Source organism: Bacillus sp. TH30, assembly GCF_016650875.1.
GTDB lineage: Bacteria > Bacillota > Bacilli > Bacillales > Bacillaceae_G > Bacillus_A > Bacillus_A mycoides.
Window position 1 is genome coordinate 249,572 of record NZ_JAEKEY010000002.1, and the last position, 19,589, is coordinate 269,160.

Genomic DNA, 19,589 nt, shown 5'->3' on the forward strand with positions numbered 1-19,589 from the left:
TATATTTTTCCTTTTTCTCCAAAACATAATAGTATCTACCTATTATAAGGAGGAACGATTATGTTTGGGAAAACAGCCGGTGAAGCATTAGTGGATCTTTTAATTGACTGGGGTGTAGAACACATATATGGTATGCCTGGAGATTCCATCAATTCTATAATTGAAGCTTTAAGGAAAAAACAAGATAAAATTAAATTTATTCAAGTTCGCCATGAAGAAGCTGGTGCGTTAGCAGCGGCAGCATATGCGAAATTAACAGGAAAACTTGGTGTTTGTATGGCTATTGCAGGACCTGGAGCGATTCATTTATTAAATGGTTTATACGATGCAAAACTCGATCAAGCTCCTGTACTAGCAATTTCAGGACAAGTAGAAACCGATTTACTCGGAACGGATTTTTTCCAAGAAGTAAACTTGGAAAGAATGTTTGATGACGTTGCGGTTTATAACCAACGAATTATGTCAGCTGAACAGTTACCTGCTGTAGTGAATCAAGCGATTCGAATGGCATATACGAAAAAAGGTGTCTCTGTTCTTACAATTCCAGATGATGTTCCGAAATTTGAAATAAAAAATGGTGCACGTATTACAAACTCTTCCTTTACATTACCAGAAATATTTCCGCAAGAAGAAGATTTAGCTATAGCAAAACTCGCACTTAATGAAGCGAAAAAACCTGTTATTTTAGCCGGAAAAGGAGCAAAACATGCGAGAGAATCTTTACTTGCATTTGCAGAACATATCGGTGCACCAATCGTACTTACATTACCAGCTAAAGGGATTGTTCCTGATGAACACCCTCTTTGTATCGGTGGATTAGGATTAATTGGGACGAAACCTTCTTATGAAGCAATGAAACATGCCGATACTTTAATTATGGTGGGCACTTCTTATCCGTTCACTGGTTTCTTACCCGAAAAAGCAAAAACACTTCATATTGATACAGACCCCGCACAAATCGGGAAACGTTATACGACAGATATCGGCTTAGCTGGTGACGCTGATAAAACATTAAAATGGTTAATTGAAAATGTAGAAAAACACGAGGACCATTCCTTCTTAGAGCATCATCAAGAAATGATGAAAAAGTGGGAAGAAAAATTACACAATCAAGAAGAAGATTCTTCGACTCCAATTAAACCACAGCGAGTTATGCATGCACTGCAGAAAGTAGCCGAAGATGATGCAATTCTTTCAGTAGATGTCGGAAATGTAACAGTGTGGACAGCAAGGCACTTCCGTATGACAAACCAGAAATTTATCATTTCTAGCTGGCTTGCAACACTTGGCTGCGGTTTACCTGGTGCACTTGCTGGACAAATTGCTTTCCCGGATAAACAAGTGTTTGCAGTTTGTGGTGACGGCGGGTTTGGAATGACAATGAATGACTTCGTAACAGCTGTTAAATATAAACTGCCAATCGTTGTCGTCGTATTAAATAATAATAAAATCGCCATGATTAAATTCGAACAAGAGGTTATGGGTAATATCGAATTTGGTACAGACTTAACGAATCCTGATTTCGCAAAATACGCAGAGGCGTGCGGTGGTATTGGATACCGCGTCGAACAGTTAGATGACTTACTTCCTGCCTTTGAAAATGCGGTAAAACAAAGTAAACCATGCATTATTGATGTAGTTGTAGATGTAAATGAAGCACCAATGCCAGCAAAAATCACATTTGGTCAAGCAGCTGGTTATACGAAACATATGATAAAAGAATTATTTGAAGAAGGTAAGATAGATTTACCACCACTTTAAACAAAAAAGATAGCTGAAAACAATTTGTCTTCAGCTATCTTTTTTTATTTTTGCACCTCACTATGAAATGAAAAATCATTCATGGTAGGCTGTATTTGTTTCTCTACTTTCACTTCTTCCTTCTTCCGATTCGCTCTTCTAACATTTCCTAGCTTAATCGCATCTTGCATACTATTACTAATCAGATTTCCTGACAAAATTGTCATACTATAGAAAGCGATTGGTATAAGTACAATCCATGTATGAGTAGTTAAGTGACGGAAGTTTTGACCAATTAGGCCAGTCCATTCCTTTGTTACACTATCTGCATCTATAGCGCCAAAAATTATTGTTCCGCCAAAAAATAATTCCAACAAACCAAGATGCAAGAGGAGTAATAAAGTACTTACAAATTGCTGGGCTACTAATAAAAGAAATGATGGTAACATATGCGGCCATACATGGCGTTTCAACCGCTGCCACTTACTCCCTCCGAGCACAGTAGCAGCCAACATAAATTCTTCTTTCTTAATTCGCTTGACTTCTTGCGCTACATACAACATAACTGTTGGTACTGCAAGACATGCAAGAACTATAATTTGAAACGCAACTCGCAAATGAAACGGAGCAGCTGCCTCTCCACTGTCGAACATTAAAACTTCCTTTAACATAAAATAGGAAATCATAACCATTGGCACGATACTGAATGGATCAAAAAAAGATGAGATAACTGAAAATGAGCGTTTACTGTACATACCAAGTAATAAACCAATAGCTCCTCCAATTACTACACGTAAAACTGCGATAACGATACTTGCACCAACTGTCCATTTCGCTCCTTCTATTATTAACTGGAACAGGTCACGGCCTTTCTCATCAGTTCCAAACCAAAATTTACTCGACGGTGAAAACGGAGCAGCCTCTAATTCTCCTTTTTCGTTATACATCATAGTTAGTTCACGAATATTCCCATCGAAAAACAGCGTATTTCCAATACTAACAATCATTAGTACACTCAAAAAAGTAACACCTAGCCAAAATCTCACATCTCTTTTTACAACTTGCCACATGTTACACACGCTCCTTTATAACATTTTGTAAAAGCGTATGTAATAAACGAAATAGTATAAAAAGCGGTACGTATAATAAAACTAAACTCACTGTAAATATTTCTAATTTTGAATTTTCTTTCACGAAAACGAACATACCGTACGTATTAAACAGCCATTCAATAATATATAAGTTTGATAACATAAATAAAATATTCGTTTTTGCATAATAGACTGTTGTTAACAGGACATTTCTTGAAATATGATGTGTTAAAATATGTCGTAAACTAAGCCCTTTACTTTTAGCAAATATACTATAATCTTTCTCTAATTCTTCTCTGAAACGTAATAGTAGTAACTTAATAAATAATAATGTTGTAGGTAAAGTTAGACATATTATTGGCAACAGGCGAGCCCTTTCCTCCCCAATCCCTGCAAGTTTCACTGGCATAAATCCCGTCTTTTGAAAGATTATTACTACTAGAAGTTGAGATAATAAAATTATTAAAATATCTGGGATGCTTTCAAGTGCGACAAAAATCCCATTCCACATTCGTTGCTTTGATTGAGACCGTTGTAATACCCAGACAACGAGAAGATACGCAATAAGTAAAGACAGTAAAAATGACGACATAAATACAAACATTGTCTCTAAATAATGAATCCAGATTTGTGGGAATAACTTTCTTGAGTCTCGAAATCCATATGTAATTTCACCTGGTTGAAGTAACTTTCCTCCAAGAAGCACAATCGTGTTCCAAAAACCGATTAAATCAATTTGCAATCCCTTAAATAAACGCGGTAGCGCACCTAGGCAGATTATACATAAGATTGCAGCAAATAATTGTAAACAAGTAATTCCACACCACTTAGCAGTTCGCATCAACATAACTATTCCCCTTACCTTCTTAATAGAATATTCAGAAATAAAAAGTTGGACATATTACATCTCTTCAGCTATACCCTGCACTCTCTTTTGCCCACTAGTTCATATAGCTTGATAAAGGCACGTAACAAATAATAATAAACCAAATAGAGCATACAAACTATTTACCATTTGATTAATACCTGTCGCTGCACCGTATTGATCTAACAAGTAAAACATTACAGAAATTCCAGCAATCATAGAACCGAGTCGCTCTAAAATATTTGCTAGAAAAAACCGTGCATACACTTTCTTTCGAAATAGCTGTAGTATTTCTTTCATACTCAATATCCTTTCTCTCGACAAAATATTATTATTTCAGTCATTTATCGGAAGTCTTGTTATATTTTTCGACCATTATCCAATCTTTTCCTTCTTTATAAAAAACAGGCTAAAAAAAGACCCTTGTTCATAAATACAAGAGTCTTTACATTTTTCTTCGCTTCATGAATTTGTCGTGGATATTTATCTAAAATCTTTAAAATTCTCGCTAATACCTACTTAATCTCTCAATTTTTTTAATTTCCTAAAGTTCGGATACATTTGATTTACTTGACGAATGTTTCACACATCCATTTATAAAACTTTTCCTTCTCTTCAAATTGCGGATAATGAGCTGATTTCTCAAAAGTAATAAATTCTTTTTTATCCGCTTCAATTATATCAAAATATTTTCTTGCTGCAAGAAATGAAGTATTATAATCGTATTTTCCCATAAGAAAATAAAACGGTAGATTCAGCTTAGTTACTTTAGTAGGTAATGGATTCTTTAAATCTTTTTCTAATAAAACTGTTTGAGAATAGGATAATCCATAGTTATAACGAATTACGTCAAACAAGTTATATTCATTACTGAATAACATCCCTATGTTATCACCATCTGGATTTTCAATAAGTCTTGAAGTTCCACCATATTTCGCAACATAATTTCGCGGGGTATATGTATCGCCATTTTTAATTTGTTCAGTTAACCCTTTTAAATGTGAAACCTCATCCGCATTCCCAGCATTTTGTGCCTGTTCAATAACGTAGTTTAAACTATCCATCTCACTTTCTACTGTATCGCTCATCTGTCCAATGCCAATATATGCTTCATATTTTTCAGGAGCTTTGTTGGCAGCCTGTATTCCAATATATGTACCATAAGAATGGCCTATTAAAATTACTTTTTCTTTGCCTAGACGTTTTGAAACGTAATCCGTCATAGCTAATAAATCCTCCACGAGTAGATCTGATGAAAGGTTAGAATAGTCTTCAAAGAAATGATACGATTTTCCACTTGCTCTTTGATCGTAATTGACAACCGTGAATTTCTCTTCCAATAAGTCTTGGTATTTTTGAGCATATGGTATTTCCGAAGAACCTGGTCCACCATGAACAAAGATAATAACTGGATTACTCTTATCTTTGCCTCGTATCATAATTTCATGACCAGTTCCATTTATCTCTACTTGTTCTAATGTACTTATACTGTTTTTGACCTTTATTTGTGAGGTCCATGTAGGAAATACCAACGCTATGATTAGTAATAGTATAGTAATGACTCCAATAAGTTTTATTAATTTTTTTATCTTCCTCATACAACGTTTCCTTTCCTTTAAATTTATAAAAATATCAATTCCATCTAAATTTGTTTGTACATTATTAGTCTCCCATACACTTCTTAACTTTCCACTACATAAACCCTTAACATTTCCTTAATTTTCTATATATTCATTACAGAAAGACTTGAAAACATCTCGCATACACGTATTTATGTATCACAAGCACAGAAAAAAGCCCTTGTTTTCATAACAAGGGCTTTTTCGTTAAACTATTTCACCACTTCTTCTTTCGGCATTACCATTCCTTTATAAAGTTGGACAGTAATCCAATAATAAATGAAATAAATTACTATGAAGATTCCTATTGGCATCCACACTTTTACAAACGGGTCAACTAATATAAAGCTGAATAAGTTAAGCCCTACTAACACGTGGGAAATTCCAATAATTGCTGGGAATATAAATAAATATGAGATTTCTTTATATATACTTTTTGTTAACATACTACGTCTCACACCGATTTTTCGTAGCATTTCATAACGGCGTACATCACGAGAAGCGCCTGTTAATATTTTGAACATAAGAGAACTCGCCATCATTGCTAAAAACGCAATTCCAAGGAAAAACCCCATAAACATTGTTCCGCTCATGAAACTGTTCATGAACTGATAAATTGTCATTTTCGTATATAGTTCTACTTTTGCGCCTGTTGTTTTTTCAATTAATTCTTTTTGTCTCTTATCTATATCGAGCAACAATGGTTTATATTTTTTCATATCATCTACTTTTGCTAATGTTACAGTATGTTCTGTTCCTTGAATTCCTTTATAACGCTCTTCATCTGCAATTCTTACAGGTTTTCCGTTAAATTGATTATGTGTAATTTGTATCTCTCTTACAACCGCATCTTCCCAATCTTTTGGCATACGAGGAAGCTTATTCGCTACTTCAGGAGCTTCCAAAGCAGAATAGACAGGTTCAGTTAAAGGTGTAGCCACACGTTTACGAGCAGGTTCTTTTAAAGTCTTTGTATCAAAATGATCTGAAATAAGTGGTGGTTTTTCAGTTAAGTCGTTACGTAAATAATAAACCGCTTCTCCATCTACTTTATACTTATACTTGCTTTCTTCAACAATTTCCATTTCTTTTAATGCCGCTTTATCTTGTTCATTTGGATCATGAATTACGACATCATATACACGTGAGAAGTCTGTCATAATGCCTACATTCTTTTGAAACGCCATACCTGCTGTCATTGCACCTGCACCTAATGCAATTAACATCGCTACAGTGCCTAGTACCCTCGATAAACTAGTTACTCGAAAACGTAACTGTGCATAAGTAAAACTATTTAATCCCGTTTCATTTCGTTTTTTATTTCCCTTAATTTTCATTACAAAAAGTGGGAGCAACGAGCTAAAAATGAAATACGTTCCTACTGTCGTAACAATTGTCGCTATTATAAATCCTAGTTCAGCAAACATTTTTATATTCACCATAAAATAGTATCCTGTACTTACTAGCAATACACCTAGTACTGTCATAATAACAGTGCGAGTCTTACTTTTCTTCACCTCATCTTGCGTTTCATCTTCACGTATTAACTCTAATTCTGTTTTACGTAATAATCGGAAACTATTCATTAAACCAGTAATGAAAAATAATATTAAGAAGAAAATAGATGTAACTAATATAGCTGGTGTGTACACAGATGCGTAATTACCTTTTGCTGAAATTTCCATTCCATTCATTAAAAAATTTCCTGCTACACTAGCAAGTACTATTCCTACTAAAATACCGATAATAATACTGACAATCCCCATACCAAAAGTCTCAATAAATAATAATTGCGCTACTTTTTTCTTTTTCGCTCCAAGCATCATGTACATACCGAGTTCTTTTCTTCTTAATGTAAGTAAAAAAGAATTGGCATATATGATATAAAAAACTGTAATGAAAGAAAGCAATATTGCACCAACCCAGAAGACGAGCCTAATACTACTAATAAGACTATTATCTTTTGTAAATTCACTATTCATCGCCATCGTTTGGAACATGTAAAAAATACTAATACTAATGACTAGACCAATAAGTAAAACCATATAATCCTTTAACATTTTTTTCATACTATGACGTGATAATTTGAATAACATAGTCTCGCCCCCTTACTTCGACTCAGTTGCTGAGCCCATTTGGGCAAGCACACCTAAAATATCTTGATAAAAATTTTCTCGTGTTCCTTGACGTTTTAACTCTTTATAAAGAAGTCCATCCTGTATAAATAAAATACGTTCACAATAGCTCGCACTAAATGCATCGTGTGTTACCATCAAAATACTTACATTGTGATTTTCATGTAAATCTTGCATCGCTTCTAATAAACTTTTTGCATTTTTACTATCAAGTGCTCCTGTCGGTTCATCTGCTAATACGATTGCCGGATTATGTACTAAAGCTCGTGCTGCCGCTGTTCTTTGTTTTTGTCCACCAGAAACAGCAGTCGGATATTTTGTTAAAATTTCAGTAATCCCTAATTTCGTCGCAACCCCATTTACTTTTCCAGTAATCTCACTTGACGGTACGCCTTGCAGGGAAAGTGGCAAAGCGATATTTTCATAAATTGATAAATTTTCTAGTAGATTAAAGTCTTGAAAAATAAATCCTAGTTTTTGAGAACGAAAATCTGATAATGCATTCCCCTTCATAGAAGTAATATTTGTGCCAGCTATTGTTACACTACCACCTGTCGCTTGATCAAGTGTACTAATCACATTTAATAATGTCGTTTTACCAGATCCAGAAGGACCCATAATCCCTACAAACTCTCCTTCTTTAATACTTAATGAAACACCCCTTAATGCTTTTGACTGATTCTCATTTCTTTTCCCATACGTTTTTTCTACACTTTCTACAGTAACTACATTTGTTGACATCTCTTTCACTCCATCCCTTTTGTATAGTATAAATTTCCCATATATTTCTTATATTTTTCTCATAAAAATTCTTAAGAATTTTTAAATTTTCCAAATGCAGATTGAGATACATAAGAAATACAAACGATTTCTCTGCTTAATATTCTCACTTTTCTAAAATCCTTTCATTCGATTTCCCTTACATTTACCTTACATTTTTGTAAGGTTAAAAAAAACAAACCACTTCATAAGAGCATTTCTTTGGAATGAGAAATGCTTTTTATTGTTATCAAAATTTAAAAGATATTTCAATAGAAATAATAACACAATAAAAAACAATACATTTTTATTGTAAAACGATAAATCTCATGATAAAATCATGTTGTTATTACATAAGTGAGGTGCTTTTTATGAAACAAGTTACGACACTCTTTTTAAAGCTAGCTATTATTTTTATAGGATTCCCAGTTCTTGCATTGTGCATATTTTTGGTGCCTAAGATTGGGAATTTCGCTGGAGAATTGTATCCAGATATTGCTTATATGAAATCTCTCGTTTTAATCGATATGTACGCGGCAGCGATACCTTTTTACTTTGCTCTGTATCAAGCCTTTAAACTTTTAAGCTATATTGATAAGAACCAAGCGTTCTCGGAATTATCGGTAAAGGCTTTAAAGAATATAAAATACTGTGCCATCACGATCAGTACCTTGTACTTGCTAGGTATGCCACTCTACTATCTCATGTCGAAAAAAATTGATCCTCCAAGTTTCATACCAATCGGATTGACCATCATTTTCGCCTCTATGGTGATCGCCGTTTTTGCTGCTGTTCTCCAAAGGCTTTTACAAGAAGCTATTAATATAAAATCAGAAAATGATTTAACGGTCTGAGGTGGAAAATATGGCAATTATTATTAATATTGATGTGATGTTAGCAAAACGAAAAATGAGCGTAACGGAGCTTTCGGAGAGGGTTGGGATTACGATGGCGAATCTTTCCATTCTGAAAAATGGGAAAGCAAAAGCGGTTCGTTTTTCAACATTGGAAGCGATATGTAAGACTTTAGATTGTCAACCAGGTGATATTTTGGAGTACAAAAGCGACGAATTCACTCAATAAATACAGACAACAACTTTCTTCAACCAATGGGATTAAATAGTGAAATTAAAATGAAGGGATAGCAATTAAGCTATCCCTTCTCTTCGTTTATTATTGTTATTTAATATATCTTTAATTACTTTAAATTCAGTATTACATATTAATGGTGTGTTTTATTATCAATCTCTATTTCCTATTTTTAATTTCCTCTTTCATACTTTCCACAAACGCATCTAGTTCAAGAACTTCTGACTTCTCTTCCCCATATTTTCGTACATTTACAGCTTTGCTTTCCATTTCTTTATCACCAATAACAAGAACATAAGGAACTTTTTGCATTTGCGCTTCTCTAATTTTATATCCTAACTTTTCATCTCGTATATCTCGTTCGACACGAATTCCGGCTTGTGCTAATTTATCTGCAATCCTATTTGCGTATTGTTCATGCACTGCATTTGAAACTGGAATTACTTTCACTTGAACCGGTGCCACCCACGCTGGGAACGCGCCTCCAAAGTGTTCAATTAATATCGCTAAAAAGCGATCTAAAGATCCTAATACAGCGCGGTGGATTACAACCGGTCTTCTTTTTTCATTATTTTCATCTATATAATTTAAATCAAATTTTTCTGGCATTTGGAAATCAAGTTGGACTGTTCCGCACTGATGACTTCTATTTAAAGCATCTTTAATATGGAAATCAATTTTCGGACCGTAGAATGCACCGTCACCTTCATTTAATCTATATTTATAATTTAATGACTGTAATACATTTTCTAATGCCAATTCTGCTTGCTCCCATAATTTATCATCACCCATTGAATCTTCTGGACGAGTAGAAAGCTCTACTTCATACTCGAAACCAAAAGTTTTATACACATAGTCAATTTGCGCCAACACTGATTTGATTTCATCTTCAATTTGTTCTGGTGTTACAAATAAATGAGCATCATCTTGGCAGAAAGTACGAACTCTTAATAATCCATTTAAAGCGCCACTAAATTCATGTCGATGCACTTGACCGAACTCACACATACGAATCGGTAATTCACGATAAGAATGTAATTTATTTTTAAACATAAGCATATGGCCTGGGCAATTCATCGGTTTTAACGCAAAACTTTTATGATCTACTTCTGAGAAATACATATTGTCTTTGTAATGTCCCCAGTGTCCTGACTTCTCCCATAATTCTTGATTCATCATAAATGGAGTACGCACTTCTTGATAATTGTACTCATTTTGAATTTCTCTTAAAAATGCTTCTAATTCATTGCGAATAATCTGTCCTTTTGGCCAGTAAAAGGGCATTCCCGGAGCCTCTTCCGAAAACATAAACAATTCAAGTTCACTACCTAATTTCCGATGATTTCTCTTTGCGGCCTCCTCAACAAAATGTAAATACTCTTCTAATTTTTGTTGAGAAGAGAAAGCAACACCATATATACGCTGAAGCACTTGATTGTTACTATCGCCTCGCCAATATGCACCAGAAACATGACTTAATTGAAATGCTTTCAAATAACCAGTAGATGGCAAATGTGGTCCTCTACATAAATCTACAAATTCACCTTGTTTATACAGTGTTACACTTTCCCCATTAGGAATTGCTTCTAAAAGCTCTAATTTCAAACTATCATTCATTTCTTGAAACAATTCTTTTGCTTCTTCTCGAGAAACCTCAACTCGCTCTATCTTTACATTTTCATTTATAATATTTTTCATTTCTTTTTCTATTTTCGGTAAATCTTCTACGTTTACACTACTTTGAAGATCCATGTCATAATAAAATCCATTTTCAATGACTGGCCCTACACCAAGGTTTACATCACCATAAATTCTTTTTACAGCTTGCGCTAATATATGTGCCGCAGAGTGTCTTGCAATTTTTACCCCTTCATCTGAATCCATAGTAATGATTTCAACTTTCGCACTTTCTTCAATGTTTCGTCGTAAATCAAAAGACTGATCATTAACTTTTCCTGCGACTGCTTTCTTTTTCAAGCTACTACTAATTGCCCCAGCAATTTCTTCTAAAGTAATGCCTTTCACAAATTCTTTAACGCTACCATCTGGAAATTTAATTTCGATCATCTGTTCTTTCATTTTTCATCTCTCCATTTCATAATAAAAAGCACACTCATCCCTAAAATAGGGACGAGTGTGCTTTTACCCGTGGTTCCACCCAGATTCCCATCGCAAATATACAATGGCTTCTTTTACGGTAACGTCGTTTACACGGCACTAGATACTTGATTTCCCCAGTGCAGCTCTAAGGTGGTAAGTTATTTTACTGCGTTAGGAAGTTCTCAGCTTTTCTTCCTTCTCTGTATAACCGTTTAAAATAACTCGTGTCCTCTTCTTCGCTTATTATGAAATAAAATATAAAAAAGCATATTCATCCCTAGTAAATAGGGACGAATATGCTTATATTCGTGGTTCCACCCAGATTCCCATCACAAAAAACATAATGGCTTCTTTTGCGATAACGTCGCTTACACGGCACTAGATACTTGATTTCCCCAGTGCAGCTCTAAGGTGGTAAGTTATTTTACTGCGTTAGGAAGTTCTCAGCTTTCTTTCCTTCCTTCTCTGTATAACCGTTTAAAATAACTCGTGTCCTTTTCTTTGCTTTTGTAACAAATACATTTATTGTTATTTAATATATCCTATTCATTTTATTTTTACAAGTGTTAAAAATATATCTTTTATTCAAAAAAAAGAAACCAAAAACATTTTTTGGTCTCCCCTTCTCTTTTTTACCAATCTTGTGGTTCGTAATTTAAGTCTGAAAATAGGCGTTTTTTCTCTTTTTTCGATAAATCTCTCCACTGTCCGACTGGTAAATTATTCAACTCAATATTCATAATTCTCGTACGTTTTAACGTGTATACTTGATAACCCAAAGCTTCACACATACGGCGAATTTGACGATTTAGCCCCTGTGTTAAAATAATTTGGAACTCATATTTTGATAACTGTGTTACTTCACAAGGAAGTGTTTTTGTATCTAAAATTTTAACACCTGCTGCCATTTTCTCTAAAAACTCCGGTGTAATCGGCTTATCTACTGAAACGATATATTCTTTCTCATGTTTGTTTTCAGCACGTAAAATCTCATTAACGATATCGCCATCATTCGTTAACAAAATTAAACCATCTGAGTCTTTATCGAGACGTCCGATGTGATTAATTCGTAAAGGATGATTCACTAAATCGATAATATTACCTTTTACGGCTTTTTCACTTGTACATGTAATACCTACTGGTTTATTTAAAGCGATATACACATGGTCTCGAGCAATACGAAGTTGCTCTCCATTTACTCGTACGTCATCACCTGGATTTACTTGGTCACCAATTTTTGCAACCTTACCGTTAATAATTACTTTTCTCTCGTTAATTAACTTATCTGCTCCACGTCGAGACGCTTTTCCAGCTTCACTAATAAATTTATTGATACGCAAGTTAGGCACATCCTTTTCATAAAAAATTTCAAGCTCACACTGCTTCTACCGTACAATACAAAAGGGTAAGCCTCCTATTATAACTTAAATATATTAACATGAAAGGGTATATGACGTCTTCACTTAATTACATGTTTACACGAAAATAATTGGTCCTCTTTTCCTTTTCACCTCAAACTGTTTAGCAGTCAATAGATCAACCCTTGAATATAACATCATTTATTTACTTTTTTCATAGATAATATACCGATATAAGTTTGATTAATCATGCCTAAATAACTCACAATATGTGAAAAATAAAAAAGAACCCTTTTGAAAATAATCAAAATGGATCCTTCTTCAACTAAACGAATACTAGTTTTTATACAAAAGTGTTCAATAATTATAATCTTTGATAGAAAACATCGTTCAACAAACAAAATAATCTCGAACTCCCCTAATTTTTTACGCTTCACTATTTTCTTCACATACTCCAAAAAGAAGCCCTTGATTATCTATACAATAAGCAAAGTAACCCATATTAGGAATAGCAGTTTTAGGTACAACTACTTGTCCACCATTTTCAATAACTTTATTTATGTACTCATCAACTGAAGGTACTTTAATCGAATTAGTTGTCCTAGTAGCACCATCAGGTGATTTCATTAATCCACCATCGATACCAGGTCTATCACTCTCACCTGTAATTATGAACCAATAGTCATGTGGCCCAGGCATTTTTTCAAACTTCCATCCAAAACTATTTGTATAAAATTGAATAGCTTCTTCAGGGTTTGGGACTTGCAATTCAAATCTTAAAACTCTACTCATTTAAATATCTCCCCTCTTATTCTTGTACAAAGTAATTATAAAAGAACTAATGTTCTGTATCAAATTTTTCGAAACTAGCTACTTTAATAAGTTCTAACTTTATTTAGAAGCGGCAACAGACCATTCTTCCTTCCGAATAACTCTCTTCCCATTTATATTTTCAACATACTCATTTACATTTGCTGACTGATATAACTCTGGGAAAATTTCTTTCATATAGAGTTCGTGTGCTATTTCATCTTGCCAATACGTTAATACTATGTAACGATTTTCAGTCTTTAAAGACTTCCCAACAACTCCACCTAACATTCCTTTTGCATTTTCCATTCCTTTATTCCAAATTGTTTCTTGCGTATGTAAAAAATACTTTTCTTTTCCTTCTTTCACATCGCAAATTGCAACTCTTACAAATGACCCTTGTGCAGTTACGTCTTTCAAAGGAGTTTCTGTTATATCATACAACGTTTGAAACATTTCAATATTACAGGAAATATATGTGCCTTCTTGATTACTATTTAAAAAAATTGTATCATGAGCATCATTCATGAATGATTGATATGCATTTCTATCTTCCCATAAAGTATATACACACGCTTCCCCTTCATTCCACCCACCAAATTGTCCATAGAATCCGTCTAAATACTGTAAATCACGCCATTTTTCTTGCGCATCAGAAAACAATTCCCTTTTCTCTTCTTCCACCTTGCAAAATATTGTTTTTAATAGCATTTCTAATCCCCCTTATGATACGGTCCATTTCCCTCTTGTAACATTTTGTTTACATAATAAAATTATGTAAACAAATTGTATCTGCTGTTATACTCCATACACAACTAACCATTTTTAGTTACTCTAAATCTATCAAACCACCAAATTGATTTTATTTCAAATAATTCGGAATTTAAAGGGAATGTAATCCTATACAGATTACATCTCACTATTAACTCATTTACTATTTCAAAATAAAAAATGATTGCATTTCACTAATTGTATATCTATAATGTTTTTATTGATTCTATACAGAATCAATGCGTTCAAGTTTTTAATTTTATAATTCGGATGAACCATTCAGGAGAAGGTCTATTGATCTACCGACGGGGCAAAAAGTTGCTGAACCAACTTTGAAACTCTCAGGTCTTGTTTACAAGTAGAACTGCATGGGGACGAATCTCTGGAGAGACTCCCTCTCGCTTCATATAGCGCGGAGGAAAACGAGCACCGAAGGAGCAAATCCGCTAATCTAGCGGATAATCTCTCAGGTAAAAGGACAGAGACAAGCGAAAGAAAATGCCGATTTGTATCGGTTTATTTTTCTATCCCTTGTTTCTCCAGAGACCATTTCATTTCCTTGAAGTGGTTTTTATTTTTTCTAAAAAAGGAGAATACAGATGGAGACAGTAAGTAAAGTATTAGAACAAATTAATCAGTATGTGTGGGGGTTACCAACTTTGTTGCTACTCGTTGGAACTGGTATCATTCTCACAGTGCGCTTAAAAGGTTTACAGTTTAGTAAACTAATATACGCTCACAAGCTAGCTTTTAAAAAATCAGAGGATACATCATCTTCTGGAGATATTAGTCACTTCCAAGCACTGATGACAGCTATGGCTGCAACGATTGGTATGGGAAATATAGCAGGTGTCGCAACTGCTGTGACAATCGGTGGACCCGGCGCAATCTTTTGGATGTGGATTACTGCTTTATTTGGAATGGCAACAAAGTATGCCGAAGCAATCCTTGCGGTGAAATACCGTGTTAGTAATGAAAATGGTGAATACTCCGGTGGACCAATGTATTATTTAGAACGTGGTTTAGGAAAAAAATGGCTGGCTGTTTTATTCGCTATATTCGGCACAGCTGCTTCTTTCGGTATCGGTAATATGGTTCAATCTAATTCAGTTGCAGAGGCAATGCGAATCAATTTTTCTTTCCCTCCTGCATTAACTGGTATACTCATGTCATTCTTAATCGCTATCGTTATTTTGGGCGGTGTAAAAAAAATTGGTAGAGTTACTGGATATATCGTTCCTATTAAAGCATTCTTTTATATAATCGCTGGCCTTATTATTATTTTCTATCACTTTGATCAAATTCCAGAAGCATTTTCACTTATTTTTTCTGGTGCATTTCAAGGTACTGCAGCTGCTGGTGGTTTTATCGGAGCAACAGTTGCATCTGCAATTCAAATAGGAATGGCACGTGGTGTATTTGCTAACGAGGCTGGTTTAGGAAGTGCTCCTATTGCTGCGGCTGCTGCCAAAACAGATTCACCTGCAAAACAAGCTTTAGTTTCTATGACTGGTACTTTTCTAGATACATTTATTGTATGTACAATTACGGGGCTAGTATTAATTACTACAGGCGCATGGAAATCAGGTAAAACTGGTGTTGAAGCTACAACATTAGCATTCCAATCCGTATTCGGTACTGCTGGTAGTATGATTCTCGGTATCGCCATTATATTATTCGCCTACTCTACTATTTTAGGTTGGTCGTATTACGGAGAGAAGTGTGTAGCTTATTTATTCGGACAAGGTGCTGTACGATATTATAAAGCAATCTTTATCGTTATGATTGCAATAGGTGCTAATTTAAAGCTAGGTGTCGTATGGACATTTGCCGATATTGCAAATGGACTTATGGCGATTCCAAACTTAATTGGTCTAATCGGATTAAGTGGTATTGTTGTCGCTGAAACGAATCGCTTTTTACAAGCAGAGAAATTGAAAGAAAGTCATAAAAAACAGGCAAGTTAATCACTAAAAAAAGGAATGGCTCATTTATAATAAGCCATTCCTTTTTTCTCTATTTCAATTCCTTTTCCTCCTGAACCATATGTAAATAAAGTACAAAATCCATCATTGTAGATGAATAACCAAGTTGACGGATCATTGCTGTTATATTCCCTCTATGATATGTACCATGATTTACGACGTGTTGCACTAACTCTAAAATGGAAGTGTCTAATGCACCTGCATATGGGTTCTCAATAACAAATACAGTATTTACGTCTTGTATTCTACTTAAAAATTCTTTATATTGATTTGCCATGTTTTCAAACATTTTTTCTAATTCATGTAACGATTTAGTTTCGATTTGTTTTCGTAATTTTTCTCGGTCTTGTATTACTTCACTCATACTTTTACCATGCAATATGTGTAACCACACTTGATCTGTAATATAAATATGTACAAAAGTATCCTTAATTGATGGGAATACACTCTGTATCTGTTCATTAAAAATTGTCTCATAGTTTGGTAACTCTTTTAGTCGGTTGAATAATCGTGTATTAGCCCAAGCATGGTAATCAAACTGTTTTAACATGTAATCTTTCAATCTAAATCTCCTCCTTATTGTATGAAACGAATGTTTTGCTTCTTCATTTCCGCTTCTCTATCAGCTTTTACAATCCCTTTTTCTTTAACTTCATGTTTATTTATAGTTTTATATTTTACATATGTATAAAATTCCGTTTTAAATGGAAACGATGTAATTTGAATTGTTTCTTCATCCACCCATTCGGCTTGAATAGGCTTCTCCCCCTTACTATTAAACATTTCTATTCCTTCAAAACCCTCTTTAAATAAATCAATTTCATCTTTCTTTTTTACACCAGGTTTATTCATACATACATATAAAGAAAGTTCATCACAAAACTTTAATAATCTATAATGTTTATCAAACATCGCATATTGTTCTTTTGTTAACGTTTTCAAAATTCTTTTTTGTCGTTCCAATTCATTTTTATAAAAAGACATCATCTCTTCATCTTCCTCATTTAATGAAAATGATAAAAAGTGCTTACTACAAAGTAGCGCCCCGTATGGATTTGACTCTTCAATTGCATTCAAACCAATCGTATAAAAAACAAAGCGTAATGAACTTGGACAATCCATAAATGTATATGGAATATTTTTAGTATCATTCAAAATTGGTACTTTATCAAGCTCTATCCATCCTCTATCATGCTCATATATAGCATCAATTGTCTCTTTTAAGTATATTTTATCTTCAAAAAAATCTTCTATTATATGTCTTGCAATTTCACCAGCTAAAAAACCATGATCATGTTGACGAATTAATATACTTTCTTTCTCATTCTTTTCACGAAAAATCATCCGTATATTCCCCCTCATCCTCATATTACAGCTTGTTGTATGCATCAATTCTTAATTAATCCCTAAATATTAGCAGGGATTCAGTTTCTTTCAACGAAATTAACATAAATATACAGCATTCTTTCTAATCACAAAGTTAGCTTTATCTTTACTAACCATTATACTAAAACATTCATTCTAAAAAATTTTTTATGAGGTGAAAACATGAACAAAACAGAATTAGTTAAAAATGTAGCACAATCAGCTGATATTTCTCAAAAGGATGCTTCTGCAGCTGTACAATCCGTATTTGACACAATTGCTAATGCATTACAATCTGGCGATAAAGTGCAACTAATCGGCTTTGGAACTTTTGAAGTGCGTGAAAGATCTGCTCGTACAGGGCGTAATCCGCAAACTGGAGAAGAAATTCAGATTGCTGCTGGTAAAGTTCCAGCATTTAAAGCAGGAAAAGAATTAAAAGAAGCTGTTAAATAAACAAGAAACCAGCCATTTTATAGGCTGGTTTCTTGTTTATTATTTATTGTTTATTGTTTATTTAAGCAGTTCCTTTATATTCTCTGCATGATACACTTCACAAATATAAAATACACATTTGCAGTTACTTACAATTTGATATTTTCTAGTTGGATAAACATTCGCCGCAACAGAACATCCATCAAACAATTCGATAATATTTCCAGATGGCTGATATCCTTCATATAATACGTTTCTTCTTACTTCCATCTTTTCTATAAGGTTTTCAACAGGAATATTTCCACTCTCTAATTCACTCTTTATTGTATCCGGTAAAAACGAAGTGTCTGCAAAAATTAGATTTTCAGATAACACCTTACCTTTATAACTAACATTAGATACGCGATAAAGAAATGTTCCGTTTTTATCAAAGAAATTCTTTGCTTCTTTCGGAATGTATTGTCTATCAAGCGCTTCCTGTTCAAGTACATCAAACTGAACTGTATCTTTTACAAGTTTTTCTAAAGCTAGAATAGATGACGTATTTCTAGAAAACAACATATCTTTAATTGCCTGTACATTATAAGTTAATTCAGTTTTTCTATTTTCCGCTACTAACATGAGGAACACCTCTTCTATAAGAAATTTTATTAAAAATTAACGATGATTTAATAGTAATCCCGCGTCTAACTGCGTAATTTCAGTTACTTCTTTACTAAATGTTGCAATGGAAGCCATATAATCTAAACTAGGTCTTACATCTTCCATCATTGTATTTTCTGCTAACTCTTGTCTATCTTTAAAAATCAACAATTTTGGAGGGTCATTTGGAGCTGATACTGTAATTTCTACTGGTGGGATCAATAGTCCTTCACCTGTCGCTTTCAGCACTGCTTCTTTTCGAGTCCAATATGTTAAAAATCCTTCTAGTCGCTGCTCATCAGGTAACTTCATAACTTGTGCTATTTCAATGTCTGTTAATACGCCCTCTGCCATTTTCATAACATCTACATTTGGATTCATTTGCTCAACATCAACACCAACAGGTGCAGATTTAGTAAATGCAACAACAACCCACTCACCCGAATGTGAGACTGATATTTGCGGCATACCTTCTGGTAACTGTGGTCTGCCATGTTGTAATTTACATACTGGGCACATTCGATCAATTGGCACTTGAACTGGCGACATAGAAAGTACCTTTCCAAGTACTAATCTACTAATTGCACAACCTATTATAAAACGCGCACGGTCTGCCGAATGATGATATGAATTTGCTTTCTCCCGCTCTACATCATTTAGTAAATTGTAATGCCATGATTGTAAATCTGAAATTCTTGCCCACCATATTTGACAACTATTCTCATTAAGAGTTGGTACAGAATCTACAACTTTACTCTCTATCATGTAAACTCTCTCCTTTTAAATGCCAATATTACTTTATTTTAAAAGAGTATTAGCATGCTG

The 19,589-nt window shown here is 34.0% G+C and carries 18 protein-coding genes, 1 pseudogene, 1 riboswitch and 2 other annotated features; of the genes and pseudogenes, 5 read left to right on the forward strand and 14 right to left on the reverse strand.

Translation table 11 applies throughout. From position 1 onward, the window contains the following. The first annotated feature begins 60 nt into the window (after window positions 1-60). Window positions 61-1,761, forward strand: coding sequence for a pyruvate oxidase (locus JFU20_RS03565; protein ID WP_002012802.1), 1,701 nt, complete (start codon window positions 61-63; stop codon window positions 1,759-1,761). 44 nt (window positions 1,762-1,805) lie between these two features. Here JFU20_RS03565 and JFU20_RS03570 read toward each other — a convergent pair whose 3' ends face one another. From JFU20_RS03570 to JFU20_RS03595, 6 genes and pseudogenes are all read right to left on the reverse strand, one after another. Beyond that, window positions 1,806-2,810, reverse strand: a complete 1,005-nt coding sequence (locus JFU20_RS03570; protein WP_002012801.1) for an ABC transporter permease — start codon at window positions 2,808-2,810, stop codon at window positions 1,806-1,808. Between the two features lies 1 nt (window position 2,811). Continuing rightward, entirely contained in the window at window positions 2,812-3,678 is an 867-nt protein-coding gene (locus JFU20_RS03575; protein WP_002012799.1) for an ABC transporter permease subunit, read from the reverse strand. A gap of 123 nt (window positions 3,679-3,801) precedes the next feature. After that, a pseudogene (locus JFU20_RS30100) lies at window positions 3,802-3,996 on the reverse strand (ABC transporter permease); the annotation flags it as partial. Between the two features lie 266 nt (window positions 3,997-4,262). Then, window positions 4,263-5,294 carry an alpha/beta hydrolase gene (locus tag JFU20_RS03585; RefSeq protein ID WP_201038346.1) on the reverse strand — a complete coding sequence of 344 codons (1,032 nt, stop codon included), beginning with the start codon at window positions 5,292-5,294 and terminating at the stop codon, window positions 4,263-4,265. Window positions 5,295-5,527: 233 nt separating this feature from the next. Beyond that, window positions 5,528-7,411, reverse strand: coding sequence for an ABC transporter permease (locus tag JFU20_RS03590; RefSeq protein ID WP_002012794.1), 1,884 nt, complete (start codon window positions 7,409-7,411; stop codon window positions 5,528-5,530). A 12-nt stretch (window positions 7,412-7,423) separates the two neighbouring features. Beyond that, window positions 7,424-8,191, reverse strand: coding sequence for an ABC transporter ATP-binding protein (locus JFU20_RS03595; protein WP_002127303.1), 768 nt, complete (start codon window positions 8,189-8,191; stop codon window positions 7,424-7,426). A gap of 389 nt (window positions 8,192-8,580) precedes the next feature. On the opposite strand from JFU20_RS03595, the gene JFU20_RS03600 reads away from it, so the two are divergent. Then, complete coding sequence (locus JFU20_RS03600) at window positions 8,581-9,063, forward strand: DUF2975 domain-containing protein (RefSeq protein ID WP_002165865.1); 483 nt, start codon at window positions 8,581-8,583, stop codon at window positions 9,061-9,063. Between the two features lie 10 nt (window positions 9,064-9,073). Then, on the forward strand, window positions 9,074-9,292 hold the full coding sequence (locus JFU20_RS03605) for a helix-turn-helix domain-containing protein (RefSeq protein ID WP_002141696.1): 219 nt from the start codon (window positions 9,074-9,076) through the stop codon (window positions 9,290-9,292). Between the two features lie 165 nt (window positions 9,293-9,457). Here the strand turns inward: JFU20_RS03605 and thrS are convergent, their stop codons facing one another. The 4 genes from thrS to JFU20_RS03625 form a co-directional block, all read right to left on the reverse strand. Then, window positions 9,458-11,377, reverse strand: coding sequence for a threonine--tRNA ligase (thrS, locus tag JFU20_RS03610; RefSeq protein WP_201038347.1), 1,920 nt, complete (start codon window positions 11,375-11,377; stop codon window positions 9,458-9,460). 44 nt (window positions 11,378-11,421) lie between these two features. Further along, window positions 11,422-11,644: a binding site (T-box leader), on the reverse strand. A 37-nt stretch (window positions 11,645-11,681) separates the two neighbouring features. Next, window positions 11,682-11,909 (reverse strand) — a binding site (T-box leader). A 121-nt stretch (window positions 11,910-12,030) separates the two neighbouring features. Continuing rightward, on the reverse strand, window positions 12,031-12,738 hold the full coding sequence (locus tag JFU20_RS03615; RefSeq protein WP_002085707.1) for a pseudouridine synthase: 708 nt from the start codon (window positions 12,736-12,738) through the stop codon (window positions 12,031-12,033). Between the two features lie 444 nt (window positions 12,739-13,182). Next, window positions 13,183-13,548: a VOC family protein gene (locus JFU20_RS03620; protein WP_002012787.1), complete on the reverse strand. Its 366-nt coding sequence runs from the start codon at window positions 13,546-13,548 to the stop codon at window positions 13,183-13,185. A gap of 99 nt (window positions 13,549-13,647) precedes the next feature. After that, on the reverse strand, window positions 13,648-14,277 hold the full coding sequence (locus JFU20_RS03625) for a YdbC family protein (protein WP_002127296.1): 630 nt from the start codon (window positions 14,275-14,277) through the stop codon (window positions 13,648-13,650). Between the two features lie 432 nt (window positions 14,278-14,709). Next, a riboswitch (glycine riboswitch) is annotated at window positions 14,710-14,829 on the forward strand. A gap of 107 nt (window positions 14,830-14,936) precedes the next feature. Here JFU20_RS03625 and JFU20_RS03630 point away from each other — a divergent pair. Further along, window positions 14,937-16,304 (forward strand): alanine/glycine:cation symporter family protein, encoded by a 1,368-nt coding sequence (locus tag JFU20_RS03630; protein WP_002012784.1) that lies wholly within the window; start codon window positions 14,937-14,939, stop codon window positions 16,302-16,304. A gap of 49 nt (window positions 16,305-16,353) precedes the next feature. On the opposite strand, the gene JFU20_RS03635 is transcribed toward JFU20_RS03630, so the two are convergent. Further along, the gene (locus JFU20_RS03635; RefSeq protein WP_002165867.1) at window positions 16,354-16,884 is read right to left on the reverse strand and encodes a DinB family protein; all 531 of its coding nucleotides are present in this window, start codon (window positions 16,882-16,884) and stop codon (window positions 16,354-16,356) included. 14 nt (window positions 16,885-16,898) lie between these two features. Beyond that, window positions 16,899-17,666, reverse strand: coding sequence for a DUF3891 family protein (locus JFU20_RS03640; protein WP_002012781.1), 768 nt, complete (start codon window positions 17,664-17,666; stop codon window positions 16,899-16,901). Between the two features lie 204 nt (window positions 17,667-17,870). Here JFU20_RS03640 and JFU20_RS03645 point away from each other — a divergent pair, with 204 nt between their 5' ends. Beyond that, window positions 17,871-18,143 carry an HU family DNA-binding protein gene (locus JFU20_RS03645; protein ID WP_002012780.1) on the forward strand — a complete coding sequence of 91 codons (273 nt, stop codon included), beginning with the start codon at window positions 17,871-17,873 and terminating at the stop codon, window positions 18,141-18,143. Between the two features lie 57 nt (window positions 18,144-18,200). On the opposite strand, the gene JFU20_RS03650 is transcribed toward JFU20_RS03645, so the two are convergent. Then, on the reverse strand, window positions 18,201-18,743 hold the full coding sequence (locus JFU20_RS03650) for a hypothetical protein (RefSeq protein ID WP_002012778.1): 543 nt from the start codon (window positions 18,741-18,743) through the stop codon (window positions 18,201-18,203). Window positions 18,744-18,779: 36 nt separating this feature from the next. Beyond that, entirely contained in the window at window positions 18,780-19,529 is a 750-nt protein-coding gene (gene sfp / locus JFU20_RS03655) for a 4'-phosphopantetheinyl transferase Sfp (protein WP_002012777.1), read from the reverse strand. Window positions 19,530-19,589: the final 60 nt, after the last annotated feature.

Bases quoted from the DNA above. Each gene is read 5' to 3' on its own strand.
- JFU20_RS03585 (WP_201038346.1), bottom strand. From the start codon at position 5,294: ATGAGGAAGATAAAAAAATTAATAAAACTTATTGGAGTCATTACTATA.
- JFU20_RS03590 (WP_002012794.1), bottom strand. From the start codon at position 7,411: ATGTTATTCAAATTATCACGTCATAGTATGAAAAAAATGTTAAAGGAT.
- JFU20_RS03595 (WP_002127303.1), bottom strand. From the start codon at position 8,191: ATGTCAACAAATGTAGTTACTGTAGAAAGTGTAGAAAAAACGTATGGG.
- sfp (WP_002012777.1), bottom strand. From the start codon at position 19,529: ATGATAGAGAGTAAAGTTGTAGATTCTGTACCAACTCTTAATGAGAAT.
- JFU20_RS03570 (WP_002012801.1), bottom strand. From the start codon at position 2,810: ATGTGGCAAGTTGTAAAAAGAGATGTGAGATTTTGGCTAGGTGTTACT.
- JFU20_RS03625 (WP_002127296.1), bottom strand. From the start codon at position 14,277: ATGCTATTAAAAACAATATTTTGCAAGGTGGAAGAAGAGAAAAGGGAA.
- JFU20_RS03650 (WP_002012778.1), bottom strand. From the start codon at position 18,743: ATGTTAGTAGCGGAAAATAGAAAAACTGAATTAACTTATAATGTACAG.
- JFU20_RS03620 (WP_002012787.1), bottom strand. From the start codon at position 13,548: ATGAGTAGAGTTTTAAGATTTGAATTGCAAGTCCCAAACCCTGAAGAA.
- JFU20_RS03565 (WP_002012802.1), top strand. From the start codon at position 61: ATGTTTGGGAAAACAGCCGGTGAAGCATTAGTGGATCTTTTAATTGAC.
- JFU20_RS03640 (WP_002012781.1), bottom strand. From the start codon at position 17,666: ATGATTTTTCGTGAAAAGAATGAGAAAGAAAGTATATTAATTCGTCAA.
- JFU20_RS03645 (WP_002012780.1), top strand. From the start codon at position 17,871: ATGAACAAAACAGAATTAGTTAAAAATGTAGCACAATCAGCTGATATT.
- JFU20_RS03575 (WP_002012799.1), bottom strand. From the start codon at position 3,678: ATGTTGATGCGAACTGCTAAGTGGTGTGGAATTACTTGTTTACAATTA.
- JFU20_RS03605 (WP_002141696.1), top strand. From the start codon at position 9,074: ATGGCAATTATTATTAATATTGATGTGATGTTAGCAAAACGAAAAATG.
- thrS (WP_201038347.1), bottom strand. From the start codon at position 11,377: ATGAAAGAACAGATGATCGAAATTAAATTTCCAGATGGTAGCGTTAAA.
- JFU20_RS03630 (WP_002012784.1), top strand. From the start codon at position 14,937: ATGGAGACAGTAAGTAAAGTATTAGAACAAATTAATCAGTATGTGTGG.
- JFU20_RS03600 (WP_002165865.1), top strand. From the start codon at position 8,581: ATGAAACAAGTTACGACACTCTTTTTAAAGCTAGCTATTATTTTTATA.